The sequence below is a fragment of the Magnetospirillum sp. LM-5 genome (assembly GCF_902729445.1).
Taxonomy (GTDB): Bacteria; Pseudomonadota; Alphaproteobacteria; order Rhodospirillales; family Magnetospirillaceae; genus Magnetospirillum.
Genome location: NZ_CACVCE010000067.1, coordinates 106,136 through 127,059, shown reverse-complemented (window position 1 = coordinate 127,059; position 20,924 = coordinate 106,136). Strand labels below are relative to the sequence as shown.

General features: G+C 65.2%; 21 protein-coding genes and 1 tRNA gene. 9 read left to right on the top strand and 13 right to left on the bottom strand.

All coding sequences use genetic code 11. From position 1 onward, the window contains the following. The first annotated feature begins 76 nt into the window (after positions 1-76). Entirely contained in the window at positions 77-1,780 is a 1,704-nt protein-coding gene (locus MTBLM5_RS17050; protein ID WP_173977247.1) for a monovalent cation:proton antiporter-2 (CPA2) family protein, read from the top strand. An 8-nt stretch (positions 1,781-1,788) separates the two neighbouring features. Here MTBLM5_RS17050 and MTBLM5_RS17045 read toward each other — a convergent pair whose 3' ends face one another. Genes MTBLM5_RS17045 through MTBLM5_RS17035 form a run of 3 tightly spaced genes read right to left on the bottom strand, consistent with a single transcriptional unit; the run spans position 1,789 to position 5,325 of the window. Beyond that, positions 1,789-4,320 carry an EAL domain-containing protein gene (locus tag MTBLM5_RS17045; protein WP_173977246.1) on the bottom strand — a complete coding sequence of 844 codons (2,532 nt, stop codon included), beginning with the start codon at positions 4,318-4,320 and terminating at the stop codon, positions 1,789-1,791. 1 nt (position 4,321) lies between these two features. Next, positions 4,322-4,963 (bottom strand): chemotaxis protein CheC, encoded by a 642-nt coding sequence (locus MTBLM5_RS17040; RefSeq protein WP_173977245.1) that lies wholly within the window; start codon positions 4,961-4,963, stop codon positions 4,322-4,324. Next, positions 4,960-5,325 (bottom strand): response regulator, encoded by a 366-nt coding sequence (locus MTBLM5_RS17035; RefSeq protein WP_173977244.1) that lies wholly within the window; start codon positions 5,323-5,325, stop codon positions 4,960-4,962. The genes MTBLM5_RS17040 and MTBLM5_RS17035 overlap by 4 nt, the downstream gene beginning before the upstream one ends. 126 nt (positions 5,326-5,451) lie before the next feature. Here MTBLM5_RS17035 and MTBLM5_RS17030 point away from each other — a divergent pair, with 126 nt between their 5' ends. Together MTBLM5_RS17030 and MTBLM5_RS17025 are read left to right on the top strand one after the other, a co-directional pair. After that, entirely contained in the window at positions 5,452-5,856 is a 405-nt protein-coding gene (locus MTBLM5_RS17030; protein ID WP_173977243.1) for a tellurite resistance TerB family protein, read from the top strand. Positions 5,857-5,929: 73 nt separating this feature from the next. After that, a tRNA-Thr gene (locus MTBLM5_RS17025) sits at positions 5,930-6,005 on the top strand. Positions 6,006-6,272: 267 nt separating this feature from the next. Here the strand turns inward: MTBLM5_RS17025 and MTBLM5_RS17020 are convergent. Further along, positions 6,273-6,551, bottom strand: a complete 279-nt coding sequence (locus MTBLM5_RS17020) for a hypothetical protein (RefSeq protein WP_173977242.1) — start codon at positions 6,549-6,551, stop codon at positions 6,273-6,275. 314 nt (positions 6,552-6,865) lie between these two features. On the opposite strand from MTBLM5_RS17020, the gene MTBLM5_RS17015 reads away from it, so the two are divergent. Further along, on the top strand, positions 6,866-7,105 hold the full coding sequence (locus MTBLM5_RS17015; RefSeq protein ID WP_173977241.1) for a hypothetical protein: 240 nt from the start codon (positions 6,866-6,868) through the stop codon (positions 7,103-7,105). A 223-nt stretch (positions 7,106-7,328) separates the two neighbouring features. Then, positions 7,329-7,556: a hypothetical protein gene (locus tag MTBLM5_RS17010; protein ID WP_173977240.1), complete on the top strand. Its 228-nt coding sequence runs from the start codon at positions 7,329-7,331 to the stop codon at positions 7,554-7,556. A 55-nt stretch (positions 7,557-7,611) separates the two neighbouring features. On the opposite strand, the gene MTBLM5_RS17005 is transcribed toward MTBLM5_RS17010, so the two are convergent. Both MTBLM5_RS17005 and MTBLM5_RS17000 read right to left on the bottom strand, forming a co-directional pair. Then, entirely contained in the window at positions 7,612-9,192 is a 1,581-nt protein-coding gene (locus MTBLM5_RS17005; RefSeq protein WP_173977239.1) for a DHA2 family efflux MFS transporter permease subunit, read from the bottom strand. Between the two features lie 10 nt (positions 9,193-9,202). Further along, positions 9,203-10,222, bottom strand: coding sequence for an HlyD family secretion protein (locus MTBLM5_RS17000; RefSeq protein WP_173977238.1), 1,020 nt, complete (start codon positions 10,220-10,222; stop codon positions 9,203-9,205). 132 nt (positions 10,223-10,354) lie between these two features. Between MTBLM5_RS17000 and MTBLM5_RS16995 the strand changes: the two genes are divergently transcribed. From MTBLM5_RS16995 to MTBLM5_RS16980, 4 genes are all read left to right on the top strand, one after another. Next, entirely contained in the window at positions 10,355-11,383 is a 1,029-nt protein-coding gene (locus MTBLM5_RS16995; protein ID WP_173977237.1) for a glycosyl transferase family protein, read from the top strand. 88 nt (positions 11,384-11,471) lie between these two features. Then, positions 11,472-12,860, top strand: a complete 1,389-nt coding sequence (locus tag MTBLM5_RS16990; RefSeq protein WP_173977236.1) for a cobyrinate a,c-diamide synthase — start codon at positions 11,472-11,474, stop codon at positions 12,858-12,860. 71 nt (positions 12,861-12,931) lie between these two features. After that, a complete protein-coding gene (locus MTBLM5_RS16985) occupies positions 12,932-13,897 on the top strand; it encodes an ABC transporter ATP-binding protein (protein ID WP_173977235.1) in 966 nt (321 codons plus the stop codon). Continuing rightward, positions 13,894-14,667, top strand: coding sequence for an ABC transporter permease (locus tag MTBLM5_RS16980; protein WP_173977234.1), 774 nt, complete (start codon positions 13,894-13,896; stop codon positions 14,665-14,667). The genes MTBLM5_RS16985 and MTBLM5_RS16980 overlap by 4 nt, the downstream gene beginning before the upstream one ends. Here the strand turns inward: MTBLM5_RS16980 and MTBLM5_RS16975 are convergent. The 7 genes from MTBLM5_RS16975 to MTBLM5_RS16945 all read right to left on the bottom strand — a co-directional run bounded on the left by MTBLM5_RS16975 (position 14,664) and on the right by MTBLM5_RS16945 (position 20,910). Further along, the gene (locus tag MTBLM5_RS16975) at positions 14,664-14,993 is read right to left on the bottom strand and encodes a DUF86 domain-containing protein (RefSeq protein ID WP_173977233.1); all 330 of its coding nucleotides are present in this window, start codon (positions 14,991-14,993) and stop codon (positions 14,664-14,666) included. The two genes, MTBLM5_RS16980 and MTBLM5_RS16975, sit on opposite strands and share 4 nt — an antisense overlap. Then, the gene (locus MTBLM5_RS16970) at positions 14,990-15,283 is read right to left on the bottom strand and encodes a nucleotidyltransferase family protein (protein WP_068504881.1); all 294 of its coding nucleotides are present in this window, start codon (positions 15,281-15,283) and stop codon (positions 14,990-14,992) included. Before MTBLM5_RS16970 ends, MTBLM5_RS16975 begins: the two co-directional genes overlap by 4 nt. A gap of 70 nt (positions 15,284-15,353) precedes the next feature. Continuing rightward, positions 15,354-16,475 (bottom strand): hypothetical protein, encoded by a 1,122-nt coding sequence (locus MTBLM5_RS16965; protein WP_173977232.1) that lies wholly within the window; start codon positions 16,473-16,475, stop codon positions 15,354-15,356. A 183-nt stretch (positions 16,476-16,658) separates the two neighbouring features. Continuing rightward, positions 16,659-17,837, bottom strand: coding sequence for an NrfD/PsrC family molybdoenzyme membrane anchor subunit (nrfD, locus tag MTBLM5_RS16960; protein WP_173977231.1), 1,179 nt, complete (start codon positions 17,835-17,837; stop codon positions 16,659-16,661). A gap of 2 nt (positions 17,838-17,839) precedes the next feature. Further along, positions 17,840-18,565 (bottom strand): sulfate reduction electron transfer complex DsrMKJOP subunit DsrO, encoded by a 726-nt coding sequence (dsrO, locus tag MTBLM5_RS16955; protein ID WP_173977230.1) that lies wholly within the window; start codon positions 18,563-18,565, stop codon positions 17,840-17,842. Next, positions 18,562-18,945: a cytochrome c3 family protein gene (locus MTBLM5_RS16950; RefSeq protein WP_173977229.1), complete on the bottom strand. Its 384-nt coding sequence runs from the start codon at positions 18,943-18,945 to the stop codon at positions 18,562-18,564. The genes dsrO and MTBLM5_RS16950 overlap by 4 nt, the downstream gene beginning before the upstream one ends. Positions 18,946-18,957: 12 nt before the next feature. Further along, complete coding sequence (locus tag MTBLM5_RS16945; RefSeq protein ID WP_173977228.1) at positions 18,958-20,910, bottom strand: NAD(P)-binding protein; 1,953 nt, start codon at positions 20,908-20,910, stop codon at positions 18,958-18,960. Between the last annotated feature and the right edge of the window lie 14 nt (positions 20,911-20,924).

Here is a 20,924-nt window from a genome sequence, read left to right as displayed (position 1 = left end):
ATAAGGGGCATCCCCCACTTACCGAGAAGGCGCTTCCCCATTAAGACCAACGGGAAGCCCTTCTTCGGAGCCTGACGTGCATCACGGGATCATCGAGGACATCCTGGTCTTCCTGGCCGTCGCGGTGGTGATCTCGCCGCTGTGCCAGCGTCTGCGCGTCAGCCCGGTGCTGGGCTATCTGGTGGCGGGCTCGGTGGTCGGCCCGGTCGGGCTGGGCCTGATCGCCGACAATGACGGCACCCGCAGCCTGGCCGAGCTGGGCATCGTCTTCCTGCTGTTCATGATCGGCCTGGAATTGTCGTGGGAACGCCTGAAGGTGATCCGCCACTACATTTTCGGGCTGGGCAGCGCCCAGATGATGCTGACCGGCCTGGTCGCCACGCTGGCCCTGACCCTGGTCGGCACCGAATTCCGCCCGGCCCTGGTGATCGGCTTCGCCCTGGCCTTTTCCTCGACCGCGTTCGTCCTGCAGATCCTGTCGGACCAGGGCAGCATGAACAGCCAGGGCGGCCGCGTCGCGGTGGCGGTGCTGATCTTGCAGGATCTGGCGGTGGTGCCGCTGTTGGTGCTGATCCCGCTGCTGGCCACCAGCCACGATTTCCTGTCGGGCGCAACCGCCCTGGGCCTGTCGGTGGCCAAGGCGGCCATCGCCATGGCGCTGATCTTCGCCGTCGCCCGCCTGGCGCTGCGTCCGCTGTTCCAGGCGGTCGCCAGCACCCATTCCCCGGAAGTGTTCGTCGCCGCCGCACTGCTGGCGGTGATCGGCACCAGCTTCGCCACCGAGGCCGCCGGACTGTCCCATTCCCTGGGCGCCTTCCTGGCCGGCGTCCTGCTGGCCAGCACCGAGTTCCGCCATCAGGTCGAAGCCGACCTGCAGCCCATTCGCGGCCTGCTGATGGGCCTGTTCTTCCTGACGGTGGGCATGGTGGTCGATCCGCATCAGGTGCTGGCCCGCTTGCCCGAAATGGCGACCATGGTCGGGGCCCTGCTGGCCGGCAAGGCGCTGATCCTGACCGGGCTGGCGCTGGCCTTCCGCTTTCCGCTGGCGACCGCCTTGAATCTTGGCCTGCTGCTGGCCCAGGGCGGCGAGTTCGCCTTCGTGGTCCTGGCCAAGGCCGGCCAGGTCGGCCTGACCAACGCCGCCACCATCGAGACCATTACTGCGGTGGTCGCCATCAGCATGGCGCTGACCCCGATCCTGGCGGCGATCGGTGATTGGGTGATCCGGCGCCACCGCCGCCTGCAAGGGGCCGCGCATGTCCCCGACGAGGATTCAAAGGACCTCAAGGACCATGTGGTCCTGGTGGGCTGCGGCCGGTCGGGCCAGATCGTCGCCACCATCCTGGCCGAAAAGTCGATCCCCTTCGTCGCCCTGGACCGCGACCCGCACATGGTCGAATTACTGCGCGCCAAGGGCCTGCCGGTTTATTTCGGCGACGTCCGCAAGGTCGATGTGCTGAAGGCGGTCGGCGCCGCCCGCGCCCGCCTGGTGGTCATGACCATCAATTCCGGCTCGGGGCGCGAGAAGTTGGTGCCGCGCCTGAAGCGCGCCTTCCCCGATCTGCGTCTGCTGGTGCGCGCCCGCGACCGCCGCCAGGCCCGGGTGCTCGAGGCGCTGGGCGCCCATGTGGTGGTGCCGGAAATCCTGGAAGGCAGCCTGCACCTGGCCGGCCACGCCTTGACCACCGTCGGGGTGCCGGCCGCCGACGTCCACGAGTTGATCGAGAGCTATCGCCGCAACGATTACGCCCGCCTGGCCCTGACCCACGAAGTGGAATAGGCCCGGACTTACCCCTGGTGAATCGGCCAGGGGCTGTGCTTGGTGACGAATTCGGCGAATTGGTCGGCCGGCAGCGCCTTCGAGAACAAGAATCCCTGCGCCTCGTCCACCTTGTGGGCGATCAGGAAATCCAGCTGCTCGCGGGTCTCGACGCCCTCGACATTGACGCGGGTGCCCAAGCTGTGGCCCAGATTGACGATGGCCTGCACCACCGCCGCATTGTCGGGGTGCAGCCCGATATCGACCACGAACGAGCGATCGATCTTCAGCTTGTCCACCGGGAAACGCTTCAGATAGTTCAGCGACGAATAACCGGTGCCGAAATCGTCGATCGAGATCAAGGCCCCCATCTCGCGCAATTGACGCAGCACCTCGAGGGTGGCGTCGATATTGTGCATGGCGATGCCTTCGGTGATTTCCAGCTGCAACTGGCTCGCCGGCAGGCCGGTCTGGGCCAGGATGTCGGCCACCATCGCCACCAGGCCTTGATGATGCTTGAACTGGGCCGGCGACAAATTGACGGCGATCTTCATCGGCGGCAGCCCCTCGCGCGCCCAGTCGCGGCCCTGCAGGCAGGCACGGTGCAGGATCCAGCGACCCAAGGGGGCGATCAGGTCGGTGCGTTCGGCGATGGGGATGAACTCGGCCGGGCTGACCCAGCCCCGGGTCGGATGCTTCCAGCGGATCAGCGCCTCGCAGCCGACCACCTGGCCGGTCGCCACCTCGACCAGCGGCTGGTAATGCAGTTCCAGCTGCTCGGTCCCCAGCGCCAGGCGTAGGTCGCGCTCGACCACCTTGCGGGCCTGCACCTCGGCGTCCATTTCCGAGATGTAGAAATGGTAGTTGTTGCGCCCTTCCGCCTTGGACCGAAACATCGCCAGATCGGCGTTCTTCAGCAAGGTGTCGGAATCGGTGGCGTCGTCGGGGTAAAGGGTGATGCCGATCGAGGTCGAGGTCAGCACCTCGTGCTCGTCCAGGCCGAACGGGTCGCTGATGGCGGAAATGATGCTTTCGGCGACGTTGGATGCCCCTTCCGGGTCGACCAGATTGGTCAGCACCACGGCGAATTCGTCGCCGCCCAGCCGGGCCACGGTGTCGGTCTCGCGCACGCAGCGTTGCAGCCGCTTGGCCACCGCCTTCAACAACATGTCGCCGACATGGTGGCCCAGCGTGTCGTTGATGTCCTTGAACTTGTCGAGATCCAGGAACATCAGCGCCACCCGGAAGTCGTTGCGCTTGGCTTGGCCCAGCGCGCTGCGCAGCCGTTCCTGGAACAGCACCCGGTTGGGCAGGCTGGTCAGGCTGTCGTGATGGGCCAGATGCTCGATGCGGGCGGCGGCCAGCTTGCGCTCGGTGACGTCGCGCCCGACCAGGACCATGCCGCGCCGGCTGCCGTCGCCATGGAACAGCGGAATCTTGACCACGTCGAAGATCTTGGGCGTCCCGCCCGGGCTTTTGATTTCCTTTTCATAGCCGATGGGGGCGCGTTCCTTCCACGCCCGCTCGTCCGAGGCCAGGGTGCCCAGCAGGAAATCGCTGTCGCCCTTGCACACCCGCGCCAGCTCGATGGCGGAACGGCCCTGATAATCGATCCCGGTCAGTCCGGCCACATCCAGATAGAACTGGTTGGCCACCAGCCAGCGGCCCTTGCCGTCCTTGAAGCAAACCAGATCGGGCATGGCGTTGATCAGGGTCGACAGCCATTCCTTCTGGGTGCGCAGGTCTTCCTCGGCCTGTTTTCGTTCGGTGATGTCGTGGGCGATGGCGACGTACAATTGCTGGCCGCCCAACTCCATCTCGCTGACCGACAATTCCAGCGGGAAGGTGGCGCCGATCTTGCGCAGGCCCGACCGCTCGCGGTGTTCGCCCGACAAGGCGGCAGCATCGATTCCGCCATGATCGGTGACCAGCTCCGGGATCAGCACCGAGATCGGCTTGCCGACGATTTCATAGGGGTCGTAGCCGAAAATCCGCTCGGCCGCCGGATTGTAGGTGCCGATGGCGCCGTCGGCCCCGAAGGTGATGATGGCGTCGGCGGTATTGTCGACGATGGCCCGGTTGTGCAGCTCCGACAGACGGTAATTCTCGGCCAGTGCCTCGGTGGTGCGGGCCTGCTGGCGCAATAATGCCTCGCGATGCGCCATGCTGGTGACGTCGAAGACCTGGACCAGGCAGACCTGCTGACCACCATCGTCATTGACCGGCTTGACCACCACGATCTGATGCATCGGCTCCGGCTTGCCGGGGATCCGTCCGTCGTGCCACAGCGGGAACAGCGTCCGGTTCAAGGACGAGGTCAGCACCGCCGACAGGCCCTTGCCGACCGCGTCGTCGACGGCCGCCACCACCCGCTTGCCGTCGAGCTGGGGGAAGATTTCGTCCAGCCGACGCCCCTTGGCGTCGATTTCGGCGATGCGGGAGGCCTTGGCCATCCAGTCGTTCCACAACATCACCCGCCCGTGACCGTCGGTCAGGACCAAACCGATCTCGGCGGCATCGGACAGGGCATGCAGCAGGCGAGGCTGGACCGGTTCCTTCATCCTAGATCCGGCCGTCCAGATAGGCACGGACGGCATCGACGAAGCGTTCGGCCGAAGCGATGTCCATGATGAAGGCGAGGTAACCGTCGATATCCTTGTTCAACAGGGCGAAATCGACGTGCAGGAACATCGCCAGCCCCTGGCTGTCCGTGGCGGCGTCACGGGCGCCGCCGACACCGCCGCCGGCCAGGATGCGCGAGCCCGGCCCGCGCAGATAGGTCGGCAGCGAGCTTTCCACCCGCATGTTCAACTGGTTTGCCAGGCTGCCCAGGCAGCCGTTCAGGATGATGTTGCCGACCTCTTGCAGCGCTTCTTGCTCCAGCTCGGTCAACTGGCTGAGCGGCACCTCGTCGCCCAGCATGTGGCGAACCAGATCCAGGCTGCGCCGTTCCGGGAACAGCAGCAAGATGTCGCCGGCGAATGGGCCGTTGAAATGCTGGCGCACCGCCACGGCGTCGCCGCCCTTGGTTTCGATGTCCAGGCGCCGGGCGGCCTGGTCCGGGGTCAGGAAATCGACGAACGGCACCGACAGGCGCACCTCGTCCTCGACCAATTGCGACAGGCCGGCGGCGGCCTGTCCGATGGCGATGTTCAGCAATTCCGTGATGGCGTCGCGTTCGAGGTCACCGATGAGGAAGGTCATGGCGCCTCTTCGACCAGGAAAGCCAGCAGAGCTTCGACACGCAAGGGCTTGTTGATGAAGCCGATGCCGATCTCGTCGGCATGGTGGCGGATCGGGTCCTGGATGTTGGCGGTCAACAAGGTGATCACCGCCGCCTGATCGATGGCGCGGATACGCCGGCTGGCCTCCAGCCCGTCGATGCCGGGCATGTTGACGTCCATCAAGGTGAAGTCCGGCCGCACGTCCTGGAAGCGCTCGACCGCCTGCTCGCCGGTCTCGGCCTCGACGATGATCCAGCTTGGCCGGTTCTGTTCGATCAGGTGGCGGGTCATCATGCGGGCCACCCGGCTATCGTCCACAACTAATACGGTTTTAGTGGCCATCCCTGCCTTCTCCTGTCGCCCGTACGGGCAAACGCGACCCCGCTGGAATTCTATGCTTGACGGAACGTGAGGCCGCAAGCCTAAAGTCCTTGGAAATCTGTTGTTTGCCGCTTTCGAGGATAAGCCATGCTCAGCCATCACGCCGGTCTGGTTTACGTCATGGTGATGGTTTCCGCGTGTGACGGTGACATGACCGACGCCGAACTGGAAACCATTGGTGAAATCGTTCGATTTCTGCCGATCTTTCGCGAGTACGATCCGGCGCTGCTGATCAAGACCACGGCGGCCTGCGCCGAGTTGCTGGATTCTGAAACCGGGATGGCCGGAGCGTTGGACGTCATCAAGGCGTCATTGCCGGCCTGGCTGCGCGAAACCGCCTATGCGCTGGCCTGCGACGTCGCGGCCTCGGACGGCGAGCCCCACCCCGAGGTGATGCGCTTGCTGGAACTGATCCGCCACAAGCTGGAGGTCGATCGCCTGGTTGCCGCGGCCATCGAGCGAGGCGCCCGAGCCCGGTTCGTCCGTCCCTGACCCCTTGCTTTTGTCTTTGGCTGCGGATAACTTCCGGGCCTTCGCGGTGCCGAACTTGGGCGCCGCCCTAGATGCCGGCGTAGCTCAGTTGGTAGAGCAGGGCTTTCGTAAAGCCAAGGTCGGGGGTTCGAGTCCCTCCGCCGGCACCAGTTAAATCAAACACTTAGCACGCATTGCCGATCAGCCCGAAAGAAGGGCTGCGGAAGCAGTGCGACGAAGCTCAAGGCAATCTTGGTGTAACAGCGCTGTCGCCGTCACAACGCAGGCATGATTATCGCCTCGAAAGTGCCCCCCTTCATCCTGGGATGGCTTCCGAGCGACAGTCCCGGCCGTGAATGTCGGCCACCCACTGCCGGAAGGTTACGGCTGAGTTCTTGGTAATTCTCAGGGGAATGCCCCCACGCAGACCGGGCGATCTAATCTGACCCTTGCTCACCACCGCGTGTGGCCTGGAATTCCTGGGCGTCCAAAATCTGCTGCTGCTCGGGAGTAAGCCGCGGACCCGACTCCTTCGCCTTGCCTCGTCCCACAAGAGCGCCGACGGCGAGCAGCACGCCACCAATCACGACGACGCCAAGGCCGCCCAGGGCGAAGACCCCGAAGAGGACTTGCAGTTCGCCGGAATTGACCATGACCATTGCCCCGGCCACTCCCAGCCCGAACAAAATGGCAGCGTAGCCAACCAGACGCAGCATCACTCCCACAGACTAAACTCCACGAAAAAACCGATCCAGAACAGGCCATTGCCCAGCCGAAAGTCCCCGCCACGGTCGGGACTAAAATGGGCACACCCGCGATCGATCGTGCCCGATAGCTGCCCCTGCCCCCACCCCTTCAACGCATTTCCCACGCCCATCCGGCTGAACAGGGTAAACGCCCCAACGATAAGAACAAATGCAAAGTTTGCGCTGGCCGCCCCCCCTTCACGGAATGATTTTCTGGTGGTTGCGGGGGTTGAAGCACAGGGGGGAACAGGAAGAATGTTACTCAAGGGAATGCGGCTGGCGGCGTGGCTCGCCATCCTGGGCGGCATTGCGACCTCGGCCTGCTGCTGCTGCTGGGCGGCACGGGCTGGGTCGCCAACGTCTATCTCAGGCTGGATGCGACCATGCGCGCCTGGGCTATCGTTCCGGCGGCCACCGGCGGCCTTGCCGCCGGGGCCGGGCTAATCCTGATGCTGGCGACGTCAGAACGCAGCCCCAAACGCTATGATGAAAATACTAACGGCCATAACGAACGACACACGTAGACATGACCAACGATTTTTACGCACAATGCCCAACATATTCGACAATATTACAAATGATAGCGACAAATACAGGCGGATGACTGCGCAAATATTTCTTTACTTTTTTACACTTCACTTACATTGCGATTGTAATTTTTAGAATTTCCCAAGCTATGGACTTCACATGCACCCGGAACGCATTGCGTCCGGGCTTTCTGCCCTGATGCGAAGCTTGCTGGGGAGCATGACCGAAGGCAACGACGCCATCTGGATCGGCAATGTCCAAAGCGTCGAGAAGATCGAGGCCGGTGCCGTCAACGACACCTTCATCGGTGGTGCCGGCTCGGGCTGGGCGGACACGCAGGACCTGTCCGACGCGGTCGGCCAGGACGTCGCTGGCGAGGTGCACCTGACCACCGCCCATGGCGAGACCGTGGTCGATTTCGACAACCTGGAACAGATCAAGTGGTAGGATGACGTCGCAGGCCCGGGACTGGAGGAAACTTCAGTCCCGGGCAGCGCTTTTTTCAGTGGCCGCCGCCACCCGCCGACGGGTGGCCGACCTTGTGGACCAGCGGCATCAACGCCAGGCCAGCCACGAACACCAGGCTCATGCCCAGCAGGACGTCGCCGAAGGCCATGGTCATGGCCTGCTGCTTGGTCAGGTTGACCAGCACCTTCAGGGCCGCCTGATCGGGATCACCCGGAACCATCGCCGCCATGCGGGCGGAAATCTCGCCCAGGCGGGTCACCGCTTCCAGATTGTCCCAGGTCACCTTTTCCGCCAGCCGGGCATAGTGGAAATCGACGCGATCGCCCAGGGCGGTGGTGATGGCGGCCAGGCCAATGGCACCGCCCAGATTGCGCATCAGATTGTAAAGCCCCGACGCGTTCTGCACCGCCGCCGGGGCCAGATGGCCCAAGGCCACCGCGTTGATCGGCACGAAGCAGAACATCAAGGACAGACCGCGCACCGCCTGGGGCAGGAACATCTCCCAATAGCCCCATTCGCTGGTCAGCACATGGTTCAGCCACAGGCCGGCCCCGAACAGGCCCAGGCCCAGGCCCAGCATGGCGCGCAAGTCGATGTGGCGGGCCAGATTGCCGGCCAGCGGCGCCGACAGGAACTGAAAGGCGCCGGTGACCATCATGGTCAGACCGATTTCCAGGGCGGAATAGCCGCGCACCCGGCCCAGGAACAGCGGGATGACGTAGACCGAGCCGTAAAGGCCGATACCGATGATGAAGCTGTACAGGCATCCGACGGCGAAGTTGCGGTCGGCGAAGGCCTTCAACTCGACCACCGGCTGGGCGCAGGTCAGTTCGCGCCACAGGAAGGCCAGGCCGGCGACGGCGCACAGGGCCGACATCACCACGATCTTCGGCTCGTCGAACCAATCGTCGCCGGGGCCTTCTTCCAGGATGTATTGCAGCGAGCCCAGGAACAGCGCCACCAGCACGATGCCGGCCATGTCGAAACCCTTCAGCATCGACAGGCGCGGCCGATCGACATCGACGAAGGTCGCCACCAGGCTCGCCACCGCCAGGCCGGGGACGATATTGATCAGGAACAGCCAGTGCCAGCTGAACGCCTCGGTCAGCCAGCCGCCCAGCGTCGGCCCCAGCGTCGGGGCCATGGTCGCCACCAGCCCGATCAGCACCGAGATGCCGGCCTGGCTGCGCGGCGGAAACATCAGGTACGAGGTGGCGAACACCGTGGGGATCATCGCGCCGCCCAGGAAGCCCTGGATGGCGCGAAAGACGATCATCGATTCGATGCTCCAGGCCATGGCGCAGGCCACCGAGGCGACAGTGAAGGTGACGCACGAGGCCAGGAACAGCCAGCGGGTCGAGAACACCTTCGCCGCCCAGCCCGACAGCGGGATCATCACCACCTCGGCGATCAGATAGGCGGTCTGGACCCAGCTGATCTCGTCGGCCGAGGCCGACAGGCCGGCCTGGATCTGGGCGATCGAGCTGGCCACGATCTGGATGTCCAGGATGGCCATGAACATGCCCAGCACCATGGCCATGAAGCCGATCCAGTCGCGGACCGATACCACCCGGTCTTCCGGTCGGACCAGCAGTCGCGGATCGGCCGGACTCATCGATTGGTCCTCATGGCCCGGTCCGCACCGTCGCCACCACCGACAGGCCCGGCGCCAGGCGCCCGATCAGCGGATGGTCGGCCGCCAGTTCGATTCGCACCGGCACCCGTTGCACGACCTTGGTGAAGTTGCCGGTGGCGTTTTCCGGCGGCAGCAGGCTGAACTTGGCCCCCGAGGCCGGTGAAAAGCTGGCGACCCGGCCGGTCAATTCCACATCGGGAAAGGCATCGACCTTCAGGCGCGCCACTTGGCCGGGGCGGATGCGGGTCAGCTGGGTTTCCTTGAAATTGGCCTCGACCCACAGACCATGCACCGGCACCACCGTCAGCAGATGCTGGCCGGGCCGCACATAGGACCCGAGCCGGGCCGCCCGGTTGCCGACGATTCCGTCGATGGGGGCGCGGATGATGGTGGAATCCAGGTCGCTTTCGGCCAGGGTCAATTGCGCCTTGGCCTGGTCCAGTTGGGCGATGGCGATGGCGCGGTCGCTTTCCAGCACCGCCACCTGCCGCTTGGCGGCGTTGGCCCCGGCCGCCGAGCCCTTCAGCCCGGCCTCGGCCTTGGCGGCGTCGGCGGTTTCCTTGTCGAAGCGCTGGCGGCTGACATAATCGTCGCGCACCAGGGCGCGGGTGCGTTCCAGGTCGGCGCGGCTGCGGACCAGATCGGCCTGGGCCGCCGAGATGCCGGCCCCCGCCTGGGTCAGCAGCGCCAGTTGCACCGCCACTTTGTCGTCCAATTGCTCGAGTTGCGCCGCCCTGGCCGCCACCAGGGCCGCCGCCTCGTCGCGCCTGGCCCGCTGGTCGCGGTCGTCGAGGCGCAGCAGCACATCGCCCGCCTTGACCGCCTGATTGTCGGCGGCCAGCACCGCCGCGACATGGCCGGCCACCTTGGCCGACAGGTGGGTGATGTCGCCTTCGACATAGGCATCGTCGGTGGTCTGCTCGAAACGCAGATCGGTCCACCACCGCCAGCCGAAGAAGGCGCTGACAAGGACCAGGAGGGCCAACACGGGAAGCAGGCGCTTTTTCATGGCGGACTCTGAACTGAACGGTTCAGTTTTATAGACCGTGCGCCGCGGTTCGGTCAAGGCTTGCGCCTCCCCCGGCATATCAGGATAAACTGAACCTTTACCGCCGCCCCACTGGATCAAGGAAGACAGGCTTTGGCTCATCCCCGTGCACATGGCGCCACGCCGCAGGAACATCCCTTTGCGCAATATGTCCGCATTCTCGGCAAGGGCCCCAACCTGTCGCGGCCACTGACCATGGACGAGGCCCGCGCCGCCATGACCATGATCATGAAGGGCGAGGTCGAACAGGCCCAGCTGGGCGCCTTCCTGTGCCTGCTGCGGGTCAAGACCGAGCTGCCCGAGGAAGCCGCCGGCCTGGCGCTGGCCATCAAGGATTCCATCACGCTTCCGGCCGACGCCCCCAAGGTGGACGTGGACTGGGCGTCCTATGCCGGCAAGTCGCGGCAATTGCCCCATTACCTGCTGGCAGCGCTGACCCTGGCCCAGCACGGCATTTCGGTGTTCATGCACGGAGCCGAGAACCACACCGCCGGCCGGGTCTATTCGTCCGAGGCCCTGGCCTCGCTGGGCGTGCCGGCGGCAACCAGCGCCGAACAGGCCTGCGCCCAGCTGCGTGCCCACAATTTCGCCTATATGACGCTGGAAGCCCTGTCGCCCCGCCTGCATCAGGTGATGGGCCTGCGCCAATTGCTGGGGTTGCGCTCGCCGATCCACACGGTGGCGCGCATGGTCAACCCGTTTGGCGCCGCCTTCACCATCAACGGCGTCACCCACCCGCCCTACATGCCGGTGCACCAGGAAGGCTCGCGCCTGATGGGCGAGCGTTTCGCCGCGGTGTTCAAGGGCGACGGCGGCGAGGTCGAGCGCCGGCCCGAGAAGGATTGCACGGTGGCCTTCCTGGCCGACGGCCAGCCCGGCACCGAGGAATGGCCGGCGCTGATCGCCGGCACCCGCGACAAGGAGGACGGGCTGGAGTTGCCGCGCCTGAAGGCGCTGTGGACCGGCGAGGACAAGGACGAGGTGGCGGCCGCCGCCATCGCCGGCACCATCGCCATCGTGCTGCGGTATTCCGGCCGCGCCGCCTCGGTGGCCGAGGCCGAAGGAGCCGCGCAGGCGATGTGGCGCGACCGCATCAAGACCCGCATCCCGGGGGCGGTGTGAACTTGGTTTGCCCTCGCCGGGCGGGCGCATCCGCGCCCTTGGCCGCCGCCTCAATGGCGGCTGCATGCCCGTGGGTAGGCCCACGGGCATGAACACTCGCCAAGCCCCGCGCCTGCTGATCTCGGCGGCGCATAAATCCTCGGGCAAGACCACCGTCACCGTCGGGCTGGCCGCCGCTCTGGCCGCCCGGGGGCTGGCGGTGCAGCCCTTCAAGAAGGGACCAGACTATATCGACCCCTTGTGGCTGTCGGCCGCCTGCGGGCGCACCTGCCGCAACCTGGATTTCCACACCCAGCCGCCCAAGCTGATCCGCGAAAGCTTCGAGCGTTTCAGCCGTGGCGCCGACATCAGCCTGATCGAGGGCAATAAGGGCCTGTTCGACGGCATGGATCTGGAAGGGTCCAATTCCAGCGCCAGCCTGGCCGCCTGGCTGGAGGCTCCGGTGGTGCTGGTGGTCGATACCACCGGCATGACCCGGGGCATCGCGCCCTTGCTGAAGGGCTATCAGGCCTTCGACGAGTCCATTCGCATCGCCGGCGTGATCCTGAACAAGGTCGGCGGCCCCCGGCACGAGAAGAAGCTGCGCGACGTGGTCGCCCATTACACCGGCATTCCGGTGGTCGGCGCCGTCCATCGCTCGCCCGAGATGGAAATCATGGAACGCCATCTGGGCCTGGTCCCGGCCAACGAAGCGGCCGAGGCCGCTGCCGCCATCGCCAGTTTGCAGTCCTGCGTCGCCGCTCAGGTCGATCTGGACGCCATCATCGCCCTGGCCGCCACCGCCCCCGAGACGGAAGTGTTCCCCTCGCCCGCCGCCTGGCCCGTGCCGGATTTGCGGATCGGCGTGCTGAAGGATCCCGCCTTCGGCTTCTATTATCCCGACGATTTCGATGCCCTGAAGGCCGCCGGCGCCGAACTGGTATTCCTGAACGCGCTGTCCGATTCCACCCTGCCCGACGATCTGGATGGCCTGTTCATCGGTGGCGGCTTCCCCGAGACAGCCGCGGAACGGCTGGAGGCCAACCGATCCTTCCGCGCCGACCTGCTGACGAAGGCCCAGGCCGGCCTGCCGATCTATGCCGAATGCGGCGGCCTGATGTATCTGTCGCGCGCCATCGTCTGGCACGGCACCCGGCGCGAGATGGTCGGGCTGGTGCCGGGCGATGCGGTGATGCATGCAAGGCCGCAAGGGCGCGGCTATGTCCGCCTGCGCGAGACCGCCGATTTCCCCTGGCCGCGCCTGGAACAAGGCCCCGCCGTGGTCCCGGCCCACGAATTCCACCATTCCCGCATCGAGAATCTGGAAGCCGAAGCCCGCTTCGCCTACGAGGTGGTCCGCGGCGCCGGCATCGGACAGAACCGCGACGGGCTGATCGTCAGGAACGCCCTGGCCACCTATGCCCACCTGCGCAGCGTCGGCGCCAGCCCATGGGGGCCCCGCTTCGCCGCCTTCTGCCGTTCCTTGCGCAAAGTTTAAAATGATTATAAAACTGCCGCGCTTGACCGGGGTGCTTGCGCCCGCCCGCCACCTGAAGTAAGCAGCACCTCATGATCCGCATCGACCAGCTTCGCCACGTCTATCCCGCCGGCCGCAAACAGCCCGAGCGCACCGCCCTGTTCGACCTGTCGCTCGACGTGCCGGAAGGACAGTTCACCATCCTGTCGGGACCGAACGGGTCGGGCAAATCGACCCTGTTTCGCATCCTGTGCGGGCTGGCCACCCCCAGCCGGGGAGCCGTGACCATCGGCGGCTTCGACCTGGCCAGCCAGGGCGCCGAGGTGCGGCGCATCATGGGGGTGGTGTTCCAAAGCCCGGCGGTCGACAAGCATCTGACGGTGGCGGAAAACATCCGCATCCACGCCGACCTTTACGGCATCGGCGGGCCCGAGTTCCAGGCGCGCAAGGATGACGCCCTGGCCTGGACCGACCTCAAGGATCGTCAAAACGACAAGGTCGAAACGCTGTCGGGCGGCCTGGCCCGCCAGGTCGAACTGGCCAAGGTGATGATGACCCGGCCCAAGGTCCTGCTGCTGGACGAGCCGACCACCGGGCTGGACCCGGGTTCGCGCCGGGCCTTCCTGGACGCCCTGCACCGGCTGCAAAAGGAGCGGGCCATGACGGTGCTGATGACCAGCCACGTCTTCGCCGAGGCCGAGAATGTCGACCGTGTCGCCATCATGCGCGAAGGCCGCCTGCTGGCCTATGACAGCCCGGCGGCACTGAGGGCCCTGATCGGCACCGAGATGGTGGTGGTCCGCGCCAAGGACCCCGACTCTCTGGGGGACGAATTGCGCGCCCATCTGGGCCTGGCCATCCGCCGCCACGGCGACGAATTGCGCCTGGAAGAAACCGAAAACGGCGAAGGCCTGCCGCTTCTGGAGCGCATCCTGGAACGCTGGCGGGGCGACATCTTGTCGATTTCCATCAAACAGCCGGACCTTGAAGACGTGTTCGTCCACGTCACCGGCCGGGCCATGCCCGAGATGGCCGACCACCCGGGAGAACCCAGATGATCCGCGTCGCCGTCTCGCTGGCACGCCGCGAGTTCACCCGCTTCGCCCGCCAGCCGCAAAGGGTCATCGGCGCCATCGCCCAGCCCCTGATGTTCTGGGCCTTCCTGGGCGCCGGCATGGGCACCAGCTTCAAGCCGGCCGGCATGGAGCAGATGACCTATCTGGAATATTTCTATCCCGGCGTGATGGTGATGATGCTGCTGTTCGCCAGCATCTTCTCGTGCATCACCATCATCGAGGACCGCGACGCCGGCTTCCTGCAAGGCGTGCTGGTCGCCCCGGTGTCGCGTCTGGCCATCGTTCTGGGCAAGGTGATGGGCTCGGTGCTGATCGCCCTGGTCCAGGTGCTGCTGTTCACCATCGCCGCCCCCTTCCTGGGATTGTCCTTCAGCGTCGGCGGCTTCCTGCTGTTGTTGGCCGGCTTCGTGCTGACCGGCACCGGCTTCGCCGCCCTGGGCTTCCTGATCGCCTGGGGGATGAAATCGACCTCGGGCTTCCACGCGGTGATGATGGTGTTCCTGATGCCCTTGTGGATGCTGTCGGGCGCCCTGTTTCCGGTTTCCGGCGCCGCCGGCTGGATCAATGTGGTGATGGCGATCAACCCGGTGCACCACGCGCTGAACATCATCCGCGCGCCCTTTTATGGCGACGCCATGTCCATGCTGGCCTCGCCCGCTTATCTGCTGTCGCTGGCGGTCACCATCGCCTGGGCTGTGGTCTGCCTGATCTTGTCGATGAAGCGGGTGGAAAAGCGCGAGAAGGGGGCTTAAGCCGCCAATTCCGCTTCGATTACTGCTTTCAGGCGCGGCAATTCGTCCTGGATCACCCGCCAGACCAGCGAATTGTCGATCCCGCCAAGATAGTCGTGCACCAGGATGTTGCGAAAACCGGCAATTCTTTGCCATGGAATCTCGGGGTGCCGTGCCTTGACGTCGTCGGGCAGACGCTGCGCCGCCTCGCTGAGGGTCTGCAGATTGCGCAACACCGCATCAGCCACCATAGGTTCGTCCATCGCCGTAGCCCCCGCCGCGGTATAGCGCGCGATCTTTGCGATGCACTCGGCGATATGGAGCAGATAGAGGCGGGGGTCCTTCATGGCAGCGGGCGAGCTTCCGCCAGAATCTTGTCGCGAACATACCAGTGCAACGAAGCCTCGGAGACGACATCGACCCTCGTCCCCAGGACCCGCTCGGCTTCCTGTTGGAACCCGACCCAATCGGTCAGACTGGCCTGATCACTCCACTCGACCAGCAAATCGATGTCGCTGGACGGATTGTCCTCGTCCCGGGCGACCGAGCCGAAGACGCGCAAGTTACGAGCGCCGAACCTGGAGGCCAGGGACAGGATTTCGTCGCGATGCGCGCGCAGTCGGTCCAGATTGCCCATGAGATCATTCCAAAACACCCGAAGGATGATTGCATGGCGCGCCTGTCGGCGGCAATTGGCGAAATCTTGCCTACTTCACCCGATCCAGTGACTGGTAAGCCTCGGCCCGATCCTTGTCCGACTGATCCAGCGCAGCCACCGCACTGTTCAGCCAGGTTTCGATGGTCGCCTTCATTTCCTCGTGGGTGCCGGAAAGCGCCGGCTCGCGGGCGGCGCGCTTGGCCATCGCCTCGATCACCCAGCCTTGCGCGTGCGCGCCCAGCACCTGGCGATAGCGGGTCGGCCCGAAGCAGGCATAGGTGGTGAACAGGTACAGCGTGAACTTGCGGATGTCGTCGCCCAGGACCGGCAGGAACGCCTTCAGCGCCACCGGGCTGGTCGCCGCGATCATCGCCACCGCCTTGCGCATCTCGGTCGCGTTGAAATCGGGGAACAGGGCGCCCAGGCGCATCTTCTGGCACACGCTCCACAGCATCTCGGCGTCGATGTTGTCGGAATTGATCATCTTGCCGGCATCGGACAGCAGCAGCGGGGTCTTCCCCTCGACCAAGGCGTGGCCGATATTTTCGTCAGCCAGCAATTGCAGCTTCAGCGGGTCGCGGAAGTCCAGGATGCGCGGACCCAGCCCGACCACCGTGGCCGGCGACAAAGCCGCATAGGCCGGGATCAGCGGCACCTGCCAGTCGTAAAGCAGGAAATCGCGGATCGCCAGATACAGCTTCTCGCCCGGCGTCGGCTGGGCCTTGCGCTTGGGCGCGCGGGGCGGATCGACCAGGCCCAAAGCCAGCCCGATCTGGAACAGCAACGGCGGCTTGGGCGGGGTAAGCGTCAGTTTGGGCGCCTTCAGACGACGGCGGAAATAGCGCCGGGCACAGGCCCGCACCACCAAGGCCACCGCCTCGGCCAAGGTGCGGCCGCACCACAAGGGATCGGTATCCGACGAAGGCAGGGTCCGCTCGCGGGTGCGCACCACCTCCTTGAACAGTTCGGGCTTGGATCTCAGCAGGCGGAAACCCTGATCCAGCAGGATCGGGTCGTCCATCACCTTGTCATAGACCTTGTCCTCGGCCACCAGCTTCAGGGCCGGCAGGTTCTTGCGCAAAATGGCGGCGATGTCGTGACGGAGCAAAGTGCGCACGGTGTCGATCGGGTCGGCCGTTGGCAGGATCGGAGCGCAGACTGGGGTACCCATGGCTTTCGTCCCAAGGAGGAACTCTTGAACAGAATATAACCCAGTTGCATCAACACTACAACAAATGGTGTTATATGTGTATTTATGACACAACCAATATTAATTTGAGTAAAATTGTCCACAAATGCAAACGGCGCGGGCCCATGGGCCCGCGCCGTCTTTTGCGACTGATTTCGAGGATGATTATTCGGCCGCCAGGCTGTCCGGCAGGATGCGCAGGAAGGTGGCGCCGACCAGGGTGATCAGGCCGGCGACGGCGAAACCGCCGATGCCCAGCAGGATCTCGGGCAGGCTGGGGGCATAGGCCCCGACCACCCCATCCTGGAACGCGGACGACACCTCCATCCCCGGGAACAGGGTCAACGGGAAGGCCTGACCGCCGATCAGGATGACATAGACCTGGGCGAAGCCGCCGATCATCACCAGGATGGCGGCGAAACGCACGGTGCAGCGGGTGGCGTTCTTCGAGAACAGAATGGCCATCGGCACCAGCCCGCCCAGGGCCACCTGGACGCCCCAGAACAGCAGGGTGTAGATGCCGCCATCGGCCAGGATGAAGGCCTCGACCGCGCCGCGATCGGCCATGTAAAGCGCGGTCAGATGCTGAACCGCGACGAAATACAAATTGGCGGCGCAGAACAGCCCGAGCAGACGGCCCATGCGGGTGACCAGTTCGGGCGCCACCGGCCGGCCGCTTCCCGCATAGGCGCCCATCACCACCAAGATGAAGGCGGCCAGGCCGAAGGCGAAGGACATGGCGATGAACAACGGCGCCATCACCGCCGAGTTATAGGCGTCGCGGGCCATCAGGAACCCGAAGATCGAGCCGGTACCGGTGGTCAGCACCAGGCGCCAGACGAAGGCGGCGACGGCGGCGCCCTTGTAATAGCCCTTCATCTTCCAATCCATCATCGTCCACAGATAGGCGCCGACGATGGCGAAGAAGCCGGAATACAAGATGACGTTCCACGCGAAGATCGACTTGAAATTGAAGTGGGTCATGGCGACGATCAGCCGGTCGGGCCGACCGAGATCAAGCACCAGCACCGCCAGGCCGCCGGCCAGCAGGGCAATGGCCAACAGGCCCGACAGCCGCCCCAGCGGCTGATAGGGCTCGCGCCCGAACACCGAGCCGATCGAGGCGACGTTCAACGCCCCCGAGGCGGCGACGATCAGGAAGATGGCGAAGACGTGCGGCATGCCCCAGACGATCTGGTTGGTCATGCCGGTGACCCAATGGCCTTGATGTTCCATGTACAGCACGGCGGCGCCGGCGATGGCGGCCAGGACCGCCAGGGCGCCCATCAGGGCCAGCCAGCCGGTGGTCATCGGGGTCAGTTCCCGGAAGGTGATGCGCTTCATGGTCAGATCCCCTGATAGCGCACGGCCGGACCGGTGCCCAGATCGGCGCGGATGCGGGTGCTGGCCTCGGCCGCGACGCGGCGGGACAATTCGGAATTGGGGTCGGCCAGATCGCCGAACAGCATCGCCGCCTTGCCGGTGGCGGCGCAGGCCTCGACGCAAGCCGGCTGGCCGCCGGCATCAATGCGGTGGGCGCACAGCGTGCAGGCCTCGACGCAGCCCTTGCCGCGCGGATTGGCTTCGCGCTGATTGGTCTGGTCCTCGTGGGCGAACGAGCGCGCCTTGTAGGGACAGGCCATCATGCAATAGCGGCAGCCGATGCAGATGTGGCGATCGACCAAGACGACGCCGTCGGCCCGCTTCATGCTGGCCCCGGTCGGACAGACATCGACGCAAGGCGGCTTGGCGCAATGCTGGCACATCACCGGCACCGAATGGGCAGCACCCGAGGTCGGGTCCTTGACGTTCACCTTGCGGATATATTGGGCGTCGGTGGCGGGACGGTCGTGACCGGCCAGCCCCATCTCGGTCTTGCAGGCATCGACGCAGGCGGTGCAGCCGGCATCGCACTTCCTTGTATCGATCAGCATCCCAAAGCGGTTGGCGGCGCTGGCGGCGGAGCCAGGCGCGCGGGCCTGGGCTTCGGCGGCGATCAGGGTCAGGCCGGGGGCCAGGACAACGGCCCCGGCGGCTCCCTTCAGCAGATCGCGGCGAGTGGTCTCGGTCATTGGGTCACTCCGGCCGTTTTCGGCGCCTTGTCCGGCACGGTGGCGTGGCAGGTGAAGCAATCGATCGACACCGCGGCATAGGAATGGCACGACTGGCAGAACTGGCCTTCGGCATTGACCGGGACCGCCTTGCCGTCATGGCCGCGCAGGGCATGGCACGACACGCATTCCTTCAAGGAATACTTGGCGCCCCGAATGCCCGACCGCAGCGTGTCGTCGCGCTGGTGCTTCAGAAAGTCGAAATGATGGCGTCGCATGGCCTGCGGCTCATCGACGCACGCCCCTTGCGCCTTGGGGATGACGGGCGAAATATCGCCCGCCCAGGCCTGACCGGTCAGCCAGACCAACCCCATCAGCAATGACAGCACCCAAGCGCGCATGGCCGTCGATCCTTACTCGCCCAGGCCCATCTGGATGTACCCGGTCGGGCACACGTCGAAGCAGATATGGCAACCGATGCACTTCGCGTAATCGGTTTCCACATAGCGGCCGGTGGTGCGTTCCTTCTTCGAGACGCGGCTGACCGCGCCTTGCGGGCAGAACACCACGCAATTGTCGCACTCGAAGCACAGACCGCACGACATGCAGCGCTTGGCCTCGTCGACGACGGTCTTTTCCGAGAGCGGCATCAGGCGCTCGGCGAAATTGCCGATCACCTCGTCGGCGCCGATATGCACCTCGTCGCGGTGGTTGCGCGCGACCTGGGTGAAGTGGCCCAGGAACAGCTGGTCGTGCGGGATGATCTCGGCCGAGGCGCGGTCCTCGAAATTGTGGACGGCGAACTTGGCGGTCGAGGTGCCCCGGGTGGCGGTGCCGTCATAGGTCTCAGGCGACAGGTTGGTCTCGCGCAGCTTGTTCAACAGGTTGAACTGGTGAACATCGACCTTGGGACGCTTGCTGATTTCACCCGAGTCCAGGAATTCCTCGATCGAGGCGGCGGCGATGCGGCCATGGCCGACGGCGGTGGTCAACAGATGCGGACGGACCACATCGCCACCGACGAAATGCTTCGGCTTGCCCGGCACCCGCATGGTCTTGTCGGCATTGATGAAGCCGTTGCCATTGTCCATTTCCGGCAGATCGACCAGATCGCCCTTCTGGCCGATGGCGGCGACGATCAGGTCGCCCTCGACGATGAATTCGGTGCCGGCGATCGGCTCGGGGACCATGCCGTTCATGGTGCACTTGCACATCTTGAGGCCGGTGGCGCGGCCGTCGGCGCCCTTCAGCACCTCGAGGGGCATCACGCCGCCCTTGATGTCGATGCCTTCACGCTTGGCGTCTTCCACCTCGCGCTCGGCGGCCATCATCTTCTCGACCGGGAACAAGCTGGTCAGCGTGGTGGTGCAGCCCTCGCGCTGGGCGGTGGCGGCGACGTCGTGGGCGGTCTGGCCCAGGATGATGTGCTCGATGCGGTCCTGGCTCGACACTTCCTTGATGTGACCCAGGCGACGGGCCACCGAGGCGACGTCGATCGAGGTGTCGCCACCGCCGACGACGATGATGCGGCCGGTGACCGCCTGCAGGCGACCCTCGTTGAAGGCCTTCAGGAAGGCGACGCCCGAGACGCAATTGGGGGTATCGGCCCAGCCGGGGATCGGCAGGCCGCGGCCGGAATGGGTGCCCACACCCCAGAAGATGGCGTCGAAATCGCGTTCCAGGTCGGCGACCTTCAGATCACGGCCGACACGGCAATTGGTCTTGACGGTGATGCCGGTGTCGATGATGCGCTTGATCTCGGCGTCCAGCTTGTCGCGCGGCGTGCGGTAGCCGGGAATGCCATAGCGCATGAAGCCGCCCAGTTCCGGCTTGTCCTCGAACAAAGTGACCGAGTGGCCCTTCTTGCGCAGCTGATACGCCGCCGACAGGCCGGCCGGGCCGCCACCGATGACGGCGATCTTCTTGCCGGTTTCATGATCCGGCTTGGCGAAGGTCATGTTGTTTTCGATGGCCCAATCGCCGACGAAATGCTCGACCGAATTGATGCCGACATGCTCTTCGACCATGTTGCGATTGCAACCCTGCTCGCAGGGCGCCGGGCAGACGCGGCCCATCACCGACGGGAACGGGTTGGCCTCGGTCATGCGGCGGAAGGCGTATTCCTGCCAGCTCTGGCCTTCGGCGGGCTTTTCGATGCCGCGCACGATGTCCAGCCAGCCGCGGATGTCGTGTCCCGACGGGCACGAGCCCGAGCAGGGCGGCGTGCGCAGCACGTAGGTCGGGCACTTGTGCGACCATCCGGCCTTGAAGATCTCGTCCTGCCAGGCCGACGGCTTGTGATCGCCGTCCTTGTAACGGCGGAAATTCATGCCCTCGGTGATGGCCTTGGCGGTGGTCTTAGCCATGGTGGTCTCCCTTG

What these genes read in the sequence shown, in the direction of transcription:
- MTBLM5_RS17020 (WP_173977242.1), bottom strand. Translation starts at nt 6,551, where the DNA reads ATGCTGCGTCTGGTTGGCTACGCTGCCATTTTGTTCGGGCTGGGAGTG.
- MTBLM5_RS16945 (WP_173977228.1), bottom strand. Translation starts at nt 20,910, where the DNA reads ATGGCTAAGACCACCGCCAAGGCCATCACCGAGGGCATGAATTTCCGC.
- MTBLM5_RS17030 (WP_173977243.1), top strand. Translation starts at nt 5,452, where the DNA reads ATGCTCAGCCATCACGCCGGTCTGGTTTACGTCATGGTGATGGTTTCC.
- dsrO (WP_173977230.1), bottom strand. Translation starts at nt 18,565, where the DNA reads ATGACCGAGACCACTCGCCGCGATCTGCTGAAGGGAGCCGCCGGGGCC.
- nrfD (WP_173977231.1), bottom strand. Translation starts at nt 17,837, where the DNA reads ATGAAGCGCATCACCTTCCGGGAACTGACCCCGATGACCACCGGCTGG.
- MTBLM5_RS16990 (WP_173977236.1), top strand. Translation starts at nt 11,472, where the DNA reads ATGAACACTCGCCAAGCCCCGCGCCTGCTGATCTCGGCGGCGCATAAA.
- MTBLM5_RS17035 (WP_173977244.1), bottom strand. Translation starts at nt 5,325, where the DNA reads ATGGCCACTAAAACCGTATTAGTTGTGGACGATAGCCGGGTGGCCCGC.
- MTBLM5_RS17005 (WP_173977239.1), bottom strand. Translation starts at nt 9,192, where the DNA reads ATGAGTCCGGCCGATCCGCGACTGCTGGTCCGACCGGAAGACCGGGTG.
- MTBLM5_RS17040 (WP_173977245.1), bottom strand. Translation starts at nt 4,963, where the DNA reads ATGACCTTCCTCATCGGTGACCTCGAACGCGACGCCATCACGGAATTG.
- MTBLM5_RS17010 (WP_173977240.1), top strand. Translation starts at nt 7,329, where the DNA reads ATGACCGAAGGCAACGACGCCATCTGGATCGGCAATGTCCAAAGCGTC.
- MTBLM5_RS17045 (WP_173977246.1), bottom strand. Translation starts at nt 4,320, where the DNA reads ATGAAGGAACCGGTCCAGCCTCGCCTGCTGCATGCCCTGTCCGATGCC.
- MTBLM5_RS17000 (WP_173977238.1), bottom strand. Translation starts at nt 10,222, where the DNA reads ATGAAAAAGCGCCTGCTTCCCGTGTTGGCCCTCCTGGTCCTTGTCAGC.
- MTBLM5_RS16965 (WP_173977232.1), bottom strand. Translation starts at nt 16,475, where the DNA reads ATGGGTACCCCAGTCTGCGCTCCGATCCTGCCAACGGCCGACCCGATC.
- MTBLM5_RS16950 (WP_173977229.1), bottom strand. Translation starts at nt 18,945, where the DNA reads ATGCGCGCTTGGGTGCTGTCATTGCTGATGGGGTTGGTCTGGCTGACC.
- MTBLM5_RS16975 (WP_173977233.1), bottom strand. Translation starts at nt 14,993, where the DNA reads ATGAAGGACCCCCGCCTCTATCTGCTCCATATCGCCGAGTGCATCGCA.
- MTBLM5_RS16985 (WP_173977235.1), top strand. Translation starts at nt 12,932, where the DNA reads ATGATCCGCATCGACCAGCTTCGCCACGTCTATCCCGCCGGCCGCAAA.
- MTBLM5_RS16980 (WP_173977234.1), top strand. Translation starts at nt 13,894, where the DNA reads ATGATCCGCGTCGCCGTCTCGCTGGCACGCCGCGAGTTCACCCGCTTC.
- MTBLM5_RS16970 (WP_068504881.1), bottom strand. Translation starts at nt 15,283, where the DNA reads ATGGGCAATCTGGACCGACTGCGCGCGCATCGCGACGAAATCCTGTCC.